Source organism: Pseudomonas sp. SLFW (assembly GCF_009905615.1).
GTDB classification, from domain to species: Bacteria; Pseudomonadota; Gammaproteobacteria; order Pseudomonadales; family Pseudomonadaceae; genus Aquipseudomonas; species Aquipseudomonas bambusae.
The window spans coordinates 316629-331094 of the sequence record NZ_JAAAKW010000005.1; the positions used below are offsets into that span (position 1 = coordinate 316629).

General features: G+C 61.4%; 15 protein-coding genes. 9 read left to right on the forward strand and 6 right to left on the reverse strand.

Going from position 1 to position 14466, the window contains the following annotated elements; genetic code table 11:
- Positions 1-40: 40 nt before the first annotated feature.
- On the reverse strand, positions 41-2551 hold the full coding sequence (locus GVN17_RS11965) for an ABC transporter permease (protein ID WP_166595464.1): 2511 nt from the start codon (positions 2549-2551) through the stop codon (positions 41-43).
- Entirely contained in the window at positions 2551-3234 is a 684-nt protein-coding gene (locus GVN17_RS11970; RefSeq protein ID WP_166595465.1) for an ABC transporter ATP-binding protein, read from the reverse strand. Before GVN17_RS11970 ends, GVN17_RS11965 begins: the two co-directional genes overlap by 1 nt.
- Before the next feature lie 10 nt (positions 3235-3244).
- On the opposite strand from GVN17_RS11970, the gene GVN17_RS11975 reads away from it, so the two are divergent.
- The 3 genes from GVN17_RS11975 (at position 3245) to GVN17_RS11985 (ending at position 5330) form a co-directional block, all read left to right on the forward strand.
- A complete protein-coding gene (locus GVN17_RS11975) occupies positions 3245-3850 on the forward strand; it encodes an arylesterase (RefSeq protein ID WP_166595466.1) in 606 nt (201 codons plus the stop codon).
- Positions 3851-3964: 114 nt separating this feature from the next.
- A complete protein-coding gene (locus GVN17_RS11980; RefSeq protein ID WP_166595467.1) occupies positions 3965-4258 on the forward strand; it encodes a hypothetical protein in 294 nt (97 codons plus the stop codon).
- A gap of 103 nt (positions 4259-4361) precedes the next feature.
- Positions 4362-5330 carry a L,D-transpeptidase family protein gene (locus GVN17_RS11985; protein ID WP_166595468.1) on the forward strand — a complete coding sequence of 323 codons (969 nt, stop codon included), beginning with the start codon at positions 4362-4364 and terminating at the stop codon, positions 5328-5330.
- A gap of 161 nt (positions 5331-5491) precedes the next feature.
- On the opposite strand, the gene oprI is transcribed toward GVN17_RS11985, so the two are convergent.
- Complete coding sequence (oprI, locus tag GVN17_RS11990; RefSeq protein ID WP_003199355.1) at positions 5492-5743, reverse strand: outer membrane lipoprotei OprI; 252 nt, start codon at positions 5741-5743, stop codon at positions 5492-5494.
- A 644-nt stretch (positions 5744-6387) separates the two neighbouring features.
- Here oprI and GVN17_RS11995 point away from each other — a divergent pair.
- Complete coding sequence (locus GVN17_RS11995) at positions 6388-6669, forward strand: GNAT family N-acetyltransferase (protein ID WP_166595469.1); 282 nt, start codon at positions 6388-6390, stop codon at positions 6667-6669.
- Positions 6670-6741: 72 nt separating this feature from the next.
- Here GVN17_RS11995 and GVN17_RS12000 read toward each other — a convergent pair whose 3' ends face one another.
- Positions 6742-7818: a 3-deoxy-7-phosphoheptulonate synthase gene (locus tag GVN17_RS12000; RefSeq protein ID WP_166595470.1), complete on the reverse strand. Its 1077-nt coding sequence runs from the start codon at positions 7816-7818 to the stop codon at positions 6742-6744.
- A 213-nt stretch (positions 7819-8031) separates the two neighbouring features.
- Between GVN17_RS12000 and GVN17_RS12005 the strand changes: the two genes are divergently transcribed.
- The 5 genes from GVN17_RS12005 (at position 8032) to cysB (ending at position 12079) form a co-directional block, all read left to right on the forward strand.
- Positions 8032-8367, forward strand: a complete 336-nt coding sequence (locus tag GVN17_RS12005) for a thioredoxin family protein (RefSeq protein WP_178115722.1) — start codon at positions 8032-8034, stop codon at positions 8365-8367.
- Positions 8368-8419: 52 nt separating this feature from the next.
- Positions 8420-9376 (forward strand): putative 2-dehydropantoate 2-reductase, encoded by a 957-nt coding sequence (locus GVN17_RS12010; protein ID WP_166595471.1) that lies wholly within the window; start codon positions 8420-8422, stop codon positions 9374-9376.
- A 65-nt stretch (positions 9377-9441) separates the two neighbouring features.
- Positions 9442-10362, forward strand: coding sequence for a 5'-nucleotidase (locus GVN17_RS12015; RefSeq protein ID WP_166595472.1), 921 nt, complete (start codon positions 9442-9444; stop codon positions 10360-10362).
- 96 nt (positions 10363-10458) lie between these two features.
- On the forward strand, positions 10459-10953 hold the full coding sequence (locus GVN17_RS12020; protein WP_166595473.1) for a universal stress protein: 495 nt from the start codon (positions 10459-10461) through the stop codon (positions 10951-10953).
- Positions 10954-11104: 151 nt separating this feature from the next.
- On the forward strand, positions 11105-12079 hold the full coding sequence (gene cysB / locus GVN17_RS12025; RefSeq protein ID WP_081566102.1) for an HTH-type transcriptional regulator CysB: 975 nt from the start codon (positions 11105-11107) through the stop codon (positions 12077-12079).
- A gap of 115 nt (positions 12080-12194) precedes the next feature.
- On the opposite strand, the gene GVN17_RS12030 is transcribed toward cysB, so the two are convergent.
- Positions 12195-12929: a phosphoadenylyl-sulfate reductase gene (locus GVN17_RS12030; RefSeq protein ID WP_166595474.1), complete on the reverse strand. Its 735-nt coding sequence runs from the start codon at positions 12927-12929 to the stop codon at positions 12195-12197.
- Between the two features lie 160 nt (positions 12930-13089).
- Positions 13090-14433, reverse strand: a complete 1344-nt coding sequence (gene pabB / locus GVN17_RS12035) for an aminodeoxychorismate synthase component I (protein ID WP_166595475.1) — start codon at positions 14431-14433, stop codon at positions 13090-13092.
- Between the last annotated feature and the right edge of the window lie 33 nt (positions 14434-14466).

Sequence of the window (14466 nt, forward strand, 5' to 3'; positions counted from 1 at the left end):
CATGATTGACCCTCCTCGGCCTGCGATCCACGAGCGGGATTTAACCCTCGCGCAACACCGTCAACGGACTGGCATTCAGCGCACGCCGGGTGCCGAACACGCCCGCGCCGCCGACCAGCAGGGCGCCGATCAACGGCAACAGCAGCAGCCACGGATGCGGCGACCATTCAAGGCTGAACGCGTAGCGATACAGCACGAAACTCACCAGTTCACACCCCAAGGCGGCCAATACTCCGCTGACTGCACCCAACAGTCCGAACTCGATGCGCCGCGCCTTGATCAGCAACGCGCGATTGGCGCCCAGCGCCCTCAGCAGCGCGCCTTGGCGAATGCGCTCGTCCAGCGTGGCCTGCAACCCCGAGAACAGCACCGACAGACCCGCCGCCAACACGAACAGCAGCACGTACTGCACCGCCAGCGTGACCTGATCGAGGATGCTGCGCAGTTGCTCCAGCAACGCTTCCACTTGCAGGATCGTCACCGCCGGAAAGGCGCGGGACAGCTCGACAATCTGCTGGTCGTGGCCAGGGGCGAGGTAGAAGCTGGTCAGGTAGGTGGTCGGGACGTCCTCCAACGTGCCGGGCTGGAAGATCACGAAGAAATTCGGCTGGAAGGTGTCCCAGTTGATGTCCCGCAGGCTGGTGACTTTCACCTCGTGGGTGGCCCCACCGATGACGAAACTCAGGGTGTCGCCGAGTTTCATGTTCAGGCTCTTGGCCAGTTTCGCCTCCACCGACACGCCGGGAACGACGTCGGCAGCAGGGGTTTGATCATCCCACCACTGGCCTTCGGTGATGCTGTTGCCTTCCGGCAAATGCGCCGACCACGTCAGGTTGAGGTAGCGCTGGGTGGCATTTTCGCCGCGGGAGTCTTTGGTCACGAACTTGCTCACCGGCTCGCCGTTGATGCTCATCAGTCGCCCCGGAATCATCGGGTACAGCGGCGCGCTGTGGGTCGAGAGCTGGCTCATGCGCTGGGCGAAGTTGTCGCGCTCGGTGGGCAGGATGTTCAGCGCGAAATAGTTCGGCGCGTCCTTGGGCAATTGGTTTTGCCACGTGTCGAGCAATTCGCCGCGCAGCAGCGCAATCAGCCCCATCGACAGCAGGATCAGACCGAACGCGAGGGATTGACCGGCCGCCGCCATCGGGTGACGCAGCAGCTGGCCCAATCCCAGCCGCCACGGCAGCGAGGCATTGGCCAGCAAGCGACGCAGGCTTTGCAGCGCCAGCAACAGCACACCGCCGAGGATCGCCGCGGCGATCAGCCCACCGCCGAGCAGGGCGAAAGTCAGTACCAGATCGAGGCTCAGGCGCCACATGATCAGGCCCAGCGCCAGCAGCGCGGCGCCGTAGACCAGCCAGGTGCTGGCGGGGATCGGCAGCATGTCGCGGCGCAACACCCGCAATGGTGGCACGCGGCCCAGCGCCGCCAACGGCGGCAGGGCGAAACCGGCCAACGCGATCAACCCGGTGCTGATCCCCGCCAGCGCGGGCAGCCAGCCACCGGGCGGAACTTGCGCGGGCAGCAGGTTCTCCAGCAGGTAGAACAGGCCGAGTTGGGCGAACCAGCCAAGGAGGGCGCCGGTCACGCTGGCCACGATCCCGAGCATCGCCAATTGCAGGCTGAACAGCACCAGCGCTTCACTGCGCGACAGACCCAGGCAACGCAACAACGCACTGGCGTCGAAGCGCCGAACCGCAAAGCGCGCCGCCGACAACGCCACCGCGACACCGGCCAGCAACACGGCGACCAGGCTCGCCATGTTCAGGTAACGCTCGGCCTTACCCAGCGCGCCACCGATCTGTTGATTGCCGTCACGGGCATCGTCGATTTTCTGGTTCGGTGCCAGGTCAGGTTCGATGGCCTTGCGGTACGCCGCCAGATTCTCGGGCGTGCCGCGCCACAGGTCACGGAAATTGACCCGGCTGCCCGGCTGCACGACTTTGGTGGCTTCTAGGTCGGCCATGTTGATCAGCACCCGAGGCGTCAGGCTATAAAAATTTCCGGCGCGGTCCGGTTCGTAGGTCAGCACGCGAGTGAGTTTCAGTGTCGTGGAGCCGACGTCGATGCTGTCGCCGACCTTGAGATTCAGCGCCGCCAAGATCCGTGATTCAGCCCAGGCTTCACCTGGCTGCGGCTCGCCGCCACTGACTTCAGGCTGATAGGGCGCTTCGGCGCTCTTCAGCTCGCCGCGCAACGGGTAGGCCGCGTCCACCGCCTTGACGCTGGCCAACTGGATGCCGTTGTCGGTGGCGACCACGCTGGAAAAAATTACGATCTGCGAATGATCCAGCTTGAGGGCGGTGCCGGCCTCGATCTGTTCGGGTTTGGCGGGGGTCGAACCGCTGAGAATCAGGTCCGCGCCGAGGAATTCGGTGGCCCGTAACAGCATCGCGCTGTTCAGTCGCGAACCGAAATAACCAATGGCGGTGCTGGCGGCGACCGCGATCACCAGGGCGAAAAACAGCACCCGCAACTCCCCGGCGCGGGTGTCGCGCATCAGTTGGCGGGCCGCGAGGCTCAGCAAACGGGCAAACGGCAAGCGTGCCATCAAGGCTCCATGGGGGTGACCAGTCGGCCACCTTCAAGACGGATCAGGCGCCGGCAGCGATGCGCCAGGCGTTCATCGTGGGTCACCAGCACCAGCGTGGTATTGCGTTCCTGGTTCAGTTCGAACAGCAGGTCGCTGATGCGCTCGCCAGTGTGGCTGTCGAGGTTGCCGGTGGGTTCGTCGGCAAACAGCACGTCGGGGTCGGCGGCAAAAGCGCGGGCGATGGCCACGCGTTGCTGTTCGCCGCCGGACAGCTGTTTCGGTGTGTGGGTCAGACGCTGGCCGAGACCGACCCGCTCCAGCAGGTGCCGCGCGCGTTCGCGGGCGTCTTTGCGGCCTTCGAGCTCCATCGGCAACATGACGTTTTCCAGGGCGTTGAGGCTGTCCAGCAATTGAAAGGACTGAAACACGAACCCGACGTGCTCGGCGCGGACGCGGGCGCGTTGGTCTTCATCCAGTTCGCTGAGGTTGCGCCCGGACAGCGTCACGGCGCCTGCACTGGGCAGGTCGAGACCGGCGAGCAGGCCGAGCAGGGTGGATTTGCCGGAACCGGACGCGCCAACGATGGCCAGGGTGTCGCCCTTGTTCAGTTCCAGAGAAAGTTCGTGCAGGATGGTCAAGTCACCTTCGGTGCTTGGGACCACTTTGCTGAGGTTCCGAGCACTGAGAATACTTTCGCTCATGGAGAATCCGATGCGTGCGTGGTTTTTAAGTGCTGGCCTGGGGTTGCTGCTGTTGTCTCAAGGAGCCATGGCAGGCACGGTGCTGATCGTGGGGGATAGTATCAGCGCGGCTTTCGGCCTGGATACCCGTGTCGGGTGGGTCAGCCTGCTGGAAAAGCGCCTGGCAGAGCAGGGCTACACAGATAAGGTGGTGAACGCGTCGGTCAGCGGCGACACCAGCGCCGGTGGCCAGGCGCGGCTGCCGGCGCTGCTTGCGCAGCACAAACCTGACCTGGTGATCCTCGAACTGGGCGGCAACGACGGCCTGCGCGGGCAGCCACCCGCGCAATTGCAACAGAATCTTTCGTCAATGATCGACAGTTCCCGGGCGGCGGGTGCAAAGGTGCTGCTGCTGGGCATGCAGATTCCGCCGAATTACGGGGCGCGTTACACCGAGGCGTTCAAGGCGGTGTATGGCAATCTCGCGACCGAGAAAAAGGTGGCGCTGGTGCCGTTCATGCTCGAAGGGGTGGGTGGGGTGCCGGAGTTTACCCAGGCCGATGGGCTGCACCCGGCGGCGAATGCGCAGCCGCGGTTGCTGGAGAACGTCTGGGCAGAGTTGAAGCCGCTTTTGTAGTGGGCTCAGGCCCACCTCGAAAATCAACCCGCATCCGCCAAAATTAAAGGCCTCCAGCCCTTTTCCGGACGAGGCCTTTCGGCTAATGTGGCGCCCCCGATTCGGAGCCCCCCGATGCGCCGCCCTGCCTGGTCCCTGTTTGCCTATCAACTGATCGAACCCGATGAGCAACTCGACCTGTTCGCGTGCCAGGAAGTGCGTGTGCACCTGGTCGCCCGGCAACTGGAGCTGGCCGGTTCCGCCGACCGTACCCTCTGCGGCACTTTGCTCCCGGCGCAGCCGCGCTGGTCCGACGTCCAGCAAGGCATTTACCAGGACGAACGTCTATGCCCCCTGTGCCGGGCGATCATCGATGCCCAACGCCGGGGCTGGCACCCGATCTGGCCCGAGCTGGACCAGACTCTGTAAATTTCGCTTCATGTTGCACACCGTCGCGCCTACTCCCGAAGGCCGTGGGGTGGGTGTACAATCGCGGCCATTCAAGCCTCCCGTTTATCCAAGGACTTCCCGGATGTTGTCGCGCATTCCAGCTTTCGCCCGCTGTCTGTCGCTTGCTGCACTGTGTGCGGCCGGCCCTGTCTCCGCTCTGGAGTTTCCGCTGCCGCCGCCCGGTGAAGACATCATCGGCCAGGTGCAAACCGTCACCGCCAAGTACGAAGACACCTTTGCCGATCTCGGCACGAAATACGATCTGGGCTATCTGGAAATGATCGCCGCCAACCCTGGCGTCGATGCGTGGCTGCCGGGCGCGGGCACGCAGGTGATCCTGCCGACCCGCTTCATCCTGCCGCCCGGTCCGCGTGAAGGCATCGTCATCAACCTGGCCGAGTACCGTTTGTACTACTACCCGAAAGGCCGGAACGTCGTGTACACCTTCCCGCTGGGCATTGGCCGCGAGGGCTGGGGCTCGCCGGTGTCGACCACCAAAGTCACCGCCAAAACCCCGAACCCGACCTGGACCCCACCGGCGTCGGTCAAGGCCGAACACGCCGCCGACGGCGACATCCTGCCCAACGTCGTGCCGGCCGGCCCGGACAATCCGCTGGGGCCGTTCAAGTTCGGTCTGGGCTTGCCGGGTTACCTGATCCACGGGTCGAACAAGAAGTTCGGCATCGGCATGCGCACCAGCCACGGCTGCTTCCGCATGTACAACAACAACGTGCTGGAAATGGCGGACATGGTGCCGGTCGGGACCACCGTGCGCATCATGAACGAGCCGTACAAGTTCGGCATCAGTGGTGGCAAGGTCTATCTGGAAGCGCACACGCCGCTGGATGAGAGCGGTAATCCGTCGGTGGTCGACAAGCACACGGCCGTGATCAATGCCTTGCTCAAGCGCGAAGACCTGGCCAACAACCTGCGGATTCAGTGGGATTCGGTGCGTGACGTGGTGGCGGCCGAAGATGGCATGCCGGTCGAGATCGCGGTGCCGGGCGTAGCAGCCCCTGCGGTGAGCCCTGCGCCGGTGACCATGCAGTAAGCCGGAGCGGTCTCTGATACCCGTTCACCGGGCCTCGCAAGGCAGGGTGAACGGGTTTTTTATTGCCTGAAACATCGCCGGTGAGGGCACCTCTAGGGACGTCAGGCAACAAAAAAGCCGATCCGAAACCGGACCGGCTTATCAATAATCCCGAGGGACTATTACTTGCGGCTTGCCTTGTCGAGCATGCGCAGAGCGCGCTCGTTGGCTTCGTCAGCAGTTTGCTGAGCTTTTTGAGCAGCAGCCAGAGCTTCATCAGCCTTGCGGTAGGCTTCGTCAGCACGGGCTTGGGAGCGAGCGGCTGCGTCTTCAGTTGCAGTCAGACGAGCTTCAGTTTCTTTGGATGCGCTGCTGCAACCGGTAGCCAGAACTGCGGCCAGGGCCAGAGCAGAGAATTTCAGAACGTTGTTCATCGTGTTCCCCTTAAAGGACTTCTATCAAAATTAGTCATCTCTCGAAAATGAGAAAATGACCGGCGTACATACTACCCATTGTTTGTAGTAAGTAAACGGACTATGCGCAAGAACCGCATAAAATTCTTTGGTTTGAACGTGTTCCGTGCAACTCCTCACGCTTTTTATACGCAAAAAATCCTTCACCGTCAGACGATTACGGTCGTGGGTGAGACCGGTTAAAACCCTCGAATCGGCGTACGTTCATGCGCGTCAAACAGGACGGGTTACCCTGGAACAACATGACGCCCGTTCGGAATCCCGCGCCTCTCAGCCTTTTTTGTATAGACGATGATTGGCAAGAGTGCTTGTTCTGACGTGCTTTAAGTGACTCAGGCGCACCGTTCGCGTCTCAATGGACATTCGTCGGCGGCGTCAGGTTCAACCCGAGTGGTGTCAGATGTGCGGCAGTGCATATTCTTCCCATTTCCTTGAGCGGATTCAGCAATCGAGCCTACTATCTGGGGGTGCTCATTTGTTTGAGAAGCCAAAGCCTTCTCGGTGTCCAAATCAGGCACGGGGTGGCGTAGAGGGTAGAGGTGTTCCTTCGCCGGACAAACATGGGTAAGGTAGGGGTCAAATTTTAAGACCCGCGAGGAGTAGTGATGAGCGAGGCGTTGTCCATACACCATGACAAGACCGGTCACCAGTTCGAAATCAACATCGACGGTCACCGCGCTTATCTGACGTACATGGATCTGGGGAAACAGACCCTGGACATTTATCGTACGTTTGTGCCGAACGCATTGCGGGGGCGGGGTATCGCTGCGGCGTTGACCGAAGTCGCGCTCGATTATGCCGAGAGCAACGGTTACACCGTCATTCCATCGTGCTCTTATGTCGAGCGCTACATGGAACGCAATCAGCGTCAGGCCGCGAAGATCTGATTGGTCTAAAAAACACAGCTGCAATAGAAAACGCCGAGCAAATGCTCGGCGTTGTCGTTTTCGGCCTTCGGATCAGCCGCGCTTACGGTTCGGCAACACGTCCTTGAGCTTGGCATGCATGCTGCGCAGGGTCTTCTCGGTGGTTTCCCAGTCGATACACGCGTCGGTGATCGACACGCCGTATTCCAGGTCCGCGAGGTCTTTTGGAATCGACTGCGCGCCCCATTTCAAGTGGCTTTCCACCATCAGGCCGATGATCGATTCGTTGCCTTCCAGAATCTGGTTGGCGACGTTTTCCATGACCAGCGGTTGCAGCGCCGGGTCTTTGTTGGAGTTGGCGTGGCTGGCATCGACCATGATGTTCGGCTTGATCTTCGCCTTGTTCAGCGCTTGTTCACACAGCGCGACGCTGACCGAGTCATAGTTCGGCTTGCCGTTGCCGCCGCGCAATACCACGTGGCCGTACGCGTTACCTTTGGTGGTGACGATGGACACGCCACCTTCCTGGTTGATGCCCAGGAAACGGTGCGGGCTGGAGACCGATTGCAGCGCGTTGATCGCCACGGTCAGGCCACCGTCGGTGCCGTTCTTGAAGCCGACTGCCGAGGACAGGCCCGAGGCCATTTCGCGGTGCGTCTGGGATTCGGTGGTGCGTGCGCCGATGGCCGACCAACTGATCAGGTCCTGCAGGTATTGCGGGGAGATCGGGTCCAGCGCTTCGGTCGCGGTCGGCAGGCCTTTCTCAGCCAGGTCCAGCAACAGCTGACGACCGATGTGCAGACCGTCCTGAATCTTGAAGGAGTCGTCCAGGTACGGGTCGTTGATCAGGCCTTTCCAGCCGACGGTGGTGCGCGGTTTTTCGAAATACACGCGCATCACCAGGTAAAGCGTGTCGGACAGCTCGGCCGACAGGGCCTTCAGGCGCTCGGCGTATTCGTGAGCCGCCTTGATGTCATGGATCGAGCACGGCCCGATCACGATGAACAGGCGGTGGTCCTTGCCATCGAGAATGTTGCGGATAACTTCGCGGCCCTTGCTCACGGTCGCCTGCGCAGCAGGGGTGAGGGGAATTTCGCGCTTGAGCTGATCCGGAGTGATCAGTGTCTCGTTGGAGGCAACGTTGAGGTCGTCAATCGGTAAATCAGCCATCGTGTTACTCATCAGGGTCACGGTGCCAGGCGCCAAGTGCGGCGGGCCCGGCAGTATTGAGGGCAGGGGGAGCGGAACCTTAGCGCGTTAACCCGTACTTCGACAATGGGTAAACGAGGCTTTTGTCCAACGGTTCCGGGATTGTGGGCCGGAAGTTTGGAAAGGGGCACGCGGGTGCGGATATAGTGTGCGGCAGACCTGGGGGACATCGGCGTGGATCAACTGCAACTGACGGATTTTGACGTCGATCAGCAACTGCTGGCATTGCCCGGCGTCTCTTTATTGATCTTTACCAGCATCGGCTGCTCCAGCTGCCGCTGGGCGCGGCATCACTTACCTGAACTGTCACTGCCCATCGACCGGCTGTGCTGGATCGACGCGGAAGAAAACGGTGGGGCCGTGCAGCGTTACGGCGTTTTTCATCTGCCGACGCTGTTCGTCATCCGTGACGGCGAGTTCTACGGGACCTTGCGTGGCACGTTGTCCCTCGACGACATCGTTGCCGGTCTCGAACAGGCGCTGGCGCAGGCGCCGGACGATCTGCCCTGAGTGAGTCACGGACAGGGTCAGTCATGAACATGCAGCCATCGACGAGGAAAGCATGAGCGAAATCACACAAAAGCCCCGCATCGGGATCATCGGCACCGGCGCCATCGGCGGTTTCTACGGCGTGATGCTGGCCCGCGCCGGCTTAGACGTGCATTTTTTACTGCGCAGCGAATTCAGCGCCGTGTCAGCAAACGGCCTGCGTATAGACAGCCAAGTGCACGGCCTCCTGACGCTGGACAACGTTCAAGCCTATTCCTCGGCCGCCGACATGCCGCCTTGCGACTGGCTGCTGGTGGGCGCGAAAAGCACCGGCACCCATGGCGTGGCTTCGGCGATCATTGAGGCGGCGGCACCTGGCGCCAAGGTGCTGATGCTGCAAAACGGCCTTGGGGTTGAAGAAGACTTACGGGCCGCGCTCCCGGACAGTCTGCACCTGCTAGGCGGCCTGTGTTTCATCTGCGTTCATCGCACGGCACCGGGCCAGATCGCTCATCAGGCGTTCGGCGCCGTCAACATCGGCTATCACAGCGGTCCAGCGCCCGACGCTAAAGCCAGCCTCGCTATCGTGCAAGAAGGCGCAGCGCTGTTTCACGCTGCCGGGATAGAGTCGGTGCCCATGGACAATCTGCACAAGGCCCGCTGGCAGAAACTGGTGTGGAACGTGCCGTACAACGGTTTGTCGGTCTTGCTCAACGCGAGCACCACCCCATTGATGGCCGATCCCGACAGCCGCGTGCTGATTCAAGGGCTGATGGACGAGGTGGTCGAGGGGGCTCTGGCCTGTGGTCATGTGTTGCCGGAAGGTTACGCGCAGCAGTTGTTCAACGTGACAGGCGGGATGCCGGATTATCGCCCGAGCATGTACCACGATTTCATCGAGAAACGCCCGCTGGAGCTGGACGCGATCTACGCCAACCCGCTGGCTGCGGCGTTGGCGGCAGGGTGCGACATGCCGAAGATTCGGGCGCTGTATCACGCGCTAGGCTTCATTGACCGCGCCAACCGATAGGCTGTTTTGCCTGGCTTCGATCAGGCTAAACACTGGGTAACCTTCGATCACGCTTGGGGAACACGATGACCACCGACCTGACGCTGAAAAACGCGGGCAACAAGCTGGTCCTGGCGATTTCTTCGCGGGCGCTGTTCGACCTTCGGGAAAGCCATGCGATCTACATGACCGACGGGGTCGCCGCGTATCGCAAGTACCAGATCGATCACGAAGACGAAGTGCTGGAGCCTGGCGATGCCTTCCGGCTCGTCGAGAAACTCCTGAGCCTCAATACCCGCCTGACGCAATCGCGGGTCGAGGTGGTGCTGGTGTCGCGCAACAGTGCAGACACCGGCTTGCGCGTCTTCAACTCCATTCAGCATTACGGGCTGGACATCTCGCGGGCCGCGTTTGTCGGCGGCCGCAGCCCGTTTCCCTATCTGGCGGCCTTTGGCAGCCACCTGTTTCTTTCGACCCACGCCGAAGACGTGCGCAGCGCACTCGACGCGGGATTTGCCGCTGCAACCATCCTGTCCGGCGGTGCCCGGCGCGCCGCCAGCGCCGAACTGCGCATCGCGTTCGACGGCGATGCCGTGCTGTTTTCCGACGAGTCCGAGCGCATTTATCAGTCGGGCGGGCTGCAAGCGTTCCAGGCCAGCGAGCGCGAGGCGGCGCGTTTGCCGCTGCCTGGCGGTCCCTTCAAGCCCTTTCTGGCCGCCTTGAATCTGTTGCAGCGGGAATTTCCCGAAGAGTCCTGCCCGATTCGCACGGCACTGGTCACGGCCCGGTCGGCCCCCGCCCATGAGCGGGTCATCCGCACCCTTCGCGAGTGGGACATCCGGCTGGACGAATCACTGTTTCTGGGCGGGCTGGAAAAAGCGGCCTTTCTGGAAGCCTTCGCCGCCGATGTGTTCTTCGACGACCAGCCGGGCCATTGCGATAAGGCGAGGGAGGTGGTCGCCACTGGCCACGTGCCTCACGGCATCAGCAATGAGCTAAAACCGTGAACCTTTAGACCGGAAAGCTGTATAGAACCGGTCGAATTTCTCATGCGCTGCTACGCTGAATCATGTCTCCACCTGTCATGGTCGCCTGGAGGTCACATGATTCGCTCGATGCTGTATGCCACGGATCTCGGTCTTTACGCGCCCTACGTCCTGCAACATGCCTTGTCACTGGCGCGAACGTTTGAGGCGGAGTTGCACGTGATTCACGTCGTTGAGCCCATGGGGCTGTTCGCTGAGTCCGTTCTGCAAAGCTACCTCGCTGAGGACGTGCTCCGGGAATTGCACAGCGAAGGCGTCAACTCTGTGATCGAGGGCATCGAGCTACGGGTGCTGGCCGGTTTTCGTGACGAACTGGGGGAAGACAATCAGGACCTGGCGTTGATTCACAGTGTGCGGGTGGTGCAAGGCGATCCGTCGAACGTCATTCTCGAGCAGGCCCAGCGCCTGGAGGTCGATCTGCTGGTGGTGGGCAGCCATAGTCACGGGGCGGAGGGGGACACGCCGATCGGGCGCACGGCGGCGCGGGTGCTGCAACTGTCCGAAGTGCCGGTGTACATGGTGCCCATGCTGCAAAACCGCTCGGGGAGATGAGCGCGGCGTGAAATTCGTCGCGCCGATGAAAAAGCAGCGTGCCATTACCGAATAAAAGTGATAAAAAGTTCTAGCTTTGCCTTTGGGACCATTAATCCAGTTATATACCGTCGCTGATGCCCGTGGCGTCTTCCGGCTTTGAGGGATACATATGAAGCTTCAACAATTGCGCTACATCTGGGAAGTGGCGCACCACGACCTCAACGTCTCGGCGACGGCGCAGAGCCTGTACACATCGCAACCGGGCATCAGTAAGCAGATCCGGTTGCTGGAAGATGAATTGGGGGTCGAGGTCTTTGCCCGCAGCGGCAAGCACCTGACTCGCGTGACCCCGGCCGGGGAACGGATCATCACCACCGCAGGCGAGATTCTGCGCAAGGTCGAGAGCATCAAGCAGATCGCTCAGGAGTTCTCCAACGAGAAGAAAGGCACGCTGTCCATCGCCACCACCCACACCCAGGCGCGATACGCCTTGCCGCCGGTGATCAGCAATTTCATCAAGCAATACCCGGATGTCGCGCTGCACATGCACCAGGGTTCGCCGATGCAGATCGCCGAGATGGCCGCTGACGGCACCGTCGATTTCGCCATTGCTACCGAAGCGCTTGAGCTGTTCGGCGATCTGGTGATGATGCCGTGCTACACGTGGAACCGCTGCGTGGTCGTGCCGCAAGGCCACCCGCTGACCAAACTGCCGAAGCTGACCCTGGAAATCCTCGCCGAATACCCGATCGTGACCTACGTGTTCGGTTTCACTGGCCGTTCCAAGCTCGACGAAGCCTTCAGCCATCGCGGCCTGACGCCGAAAGTGGTGTTCACTGCCGCCGACGCCGACGTGATCAAAACCTACGTTCGCTTGGGCCTGGGTGTCGGGATCGTCGCCAAGATGGCCGTCGACCCGAAACTGGACAGCGACCTGGTCGTGCTCGACGCCAGCGAATTGTTCGAAGCCAGCATCACCAAAATCGGCTTCCGTCGCGGCACGTTCCTGCGCGGCTTCATGTGCGACTTCATCGAAAAATTCGCCCCGCACCTGACCCGCGACGTCATGGCCAAGGCGATCCAGTGCCACAACAAGCAGGAGCTGGAAGAGCTGTTTGAAGGGGTCGTGCTTCCCGAGCATTGATTGGGCGTTTCCAACCCTGTAGGAGTGAGCTTGCTCGCGATAGCGTCGGATCTGACGCTGCAATGGTGGCTGGACGGCCGCTATCGCGAGCAAGCTCACTCCTACAGGTATTGCGTCAGGCTTTGATAATCAGATTCCCGGAATGCAACCCGCATTCTTTCTGCGTCGCTTCTTCCCACCACCAGCGACCTTCGCGTTCGTGCTGATTCGGCAGGACAGGGCGGGTGCACGGTTCGCAGCCGATGCTGATGAAGCCGCGCTCATGCAGGCTGTTGTACGGCAGTTCGAGCATGCGGATGTAGTTCCAGATGTCTGCGCTGCTCATCTGTGCCAGCGGGTTGAATTTGTAGAGCGGGCGTTCGGCGGTGGAGAAGGCACTGTCGATTTCCACCACCGCCACGCTGTTGCGCGTGCTCGGGCTCTGGTCGCGGCGCTGGCCGGTGGCCCAGGCCTTGAGGTCGGTCAGTTTGCGGCGCAGCGGCTCGATCTTGCGCACGCCGCAGCATTCGCCATGGCCGTCTTTATAAAAGCTGAACAGGCCCTTTTCCTTGACGAACGGCTCCAGTTTTTCCCGGTCCGGCGACACGATGTCGATGGCGATGTTGTACTGCTCGCGTACCTGATCGATGAAACGGTAGGTCTCTGGGTGCAGGCGACCGGTGTCGAGGCTGAATACTTTGACGTTCTTGTTGATCTTCCACGCCATGTCCACCAGCACCACGTCTTCCGCGCCGCTGAAGGAAATCCACAGCTCGTCACCGAAATGCTGGAAGGCGAATTTGAGAATGTCCTGGGCGGACTTGTTGGCGTAGGTCGCGGCGATATCGGCGACGTCGAACGGCTGGCTCATCGGGCGGTTTCCTGATCAGGGAGTGGCGCTAGGGCGCTCTTGATGGCGCGAATGTTACCAAAAAGCACCGCGCAATGGCCTGAAACCTGTGTTTGCGCCGCCCTCTGCACATTGGGTCGTACGCTGTGATAGACGTCAGCGTGGCTTCGGCGGCGCTGAGTCACAGTGTTTCCAGGGTCTGGAGCAGGACCCGCACCTTGGTCATGGATTCCTGATATTCGGCCTCCCAATCCGAGTCGGCCACGATGCCGCCGCCGCCCCAGCAGGAGATCTGGCCATCTTGCGCCAGCAGGCTGCGGATGGCGATGGAGCTATCCATCTCGCCGCGAACGTCGAGGTACAGCAGTGATCCGCAATACAGCGCCCGACGGGTCGGCTCCAGCTCATCAATGATCTGCATCGAGCGAATCTTCGGTGCACCGGTAATCGAACCCCCAGGGAAACTGCCGCCAATCAGGTCCAGCGCGTCCCGGTCGTCCGCTAGCTCGCCAGTGACCGCGCTCACCAAGTGGTGCACGTTCGGGTAGCTTTCGAGGCTGAACAACTCGGGAACCCGCACTGAACCAATGCGGCAGGTGCGGCCCAGATCGTTGCGCAGCAGGTCAACGATCATCAGGTTTTCAGCACGGTCCTTCGGGCTGGCCAGCAATTCTTCGGCGTAGGCCTTATCTTGGGCCGCGTCCTTGCCCCGAGGCCTCGTGCCTTTGATGGGCCGGGTTTCAACCTGACGCCGGCTGACCTTGACGAAGCGCTCAGGGGACAGGCTCAGCACCGCGCTTCCTTCGGGCAGGCTCAGGTAACCGGCGAAGGGCGTGGGGCAAGCAGCGCGCAGCGCTTGATAGGCGGCCCAGGGATCGCCGCTGTACGGGGCGCGGAAACGCTGGGCAAAGTTCACCTGGTAGCAATCCCCGGCCTCGATGTACGCGTGAATGTTGGCGATGGCCTGCCGATACTCGTCTGCGCGGGTGTCGGCGCTGAACGGGCGGGTCAGTCGAAAGAGGGCATGGTCGTTGACCGATGGCTGTTCGAACAGGTCGATCAGACGCTGGCGTTCTTCCGCGTTCAATGACGGGTGAAACACCAGTTGGCTGGTGCGTTGCTGGTGATCGCTGATCAATGCCCAGCCGTAGAGACCCAAGCGCGCCGACGGTAAATAAAGGTCATCGACCGCCAGGCTCGGCAAAGGCTCCAGCAAACGACCAAAATCGTAGGCCAGATAACCGATCAGTCCGCCCGCGAATGGCAATGGACTGTTTTCCGGCAACTGTGCCTCGCCAAGCGCGGCGAGTCTGTCGCGCAAGCGGTGAAGAAACGCCGTTCCGCTTTCGTCCATTTCTGGCGAAAGGGTTTCGACGGGCCAGGCACTCAGGATGTCGAACCGGCCGCGATCCGCTTCGGGGCGCCCGCTGTCGAGCAGTACGGCGCCGGGGGCATGGCGAACGAGGGAAAAATACCCGGCCGGGTTAACGTGATAGGCAAGCGGGTGTACGGAACAGATTGGCATGAGAACAGAAAACAGTCGTGGCACGCGGACGGC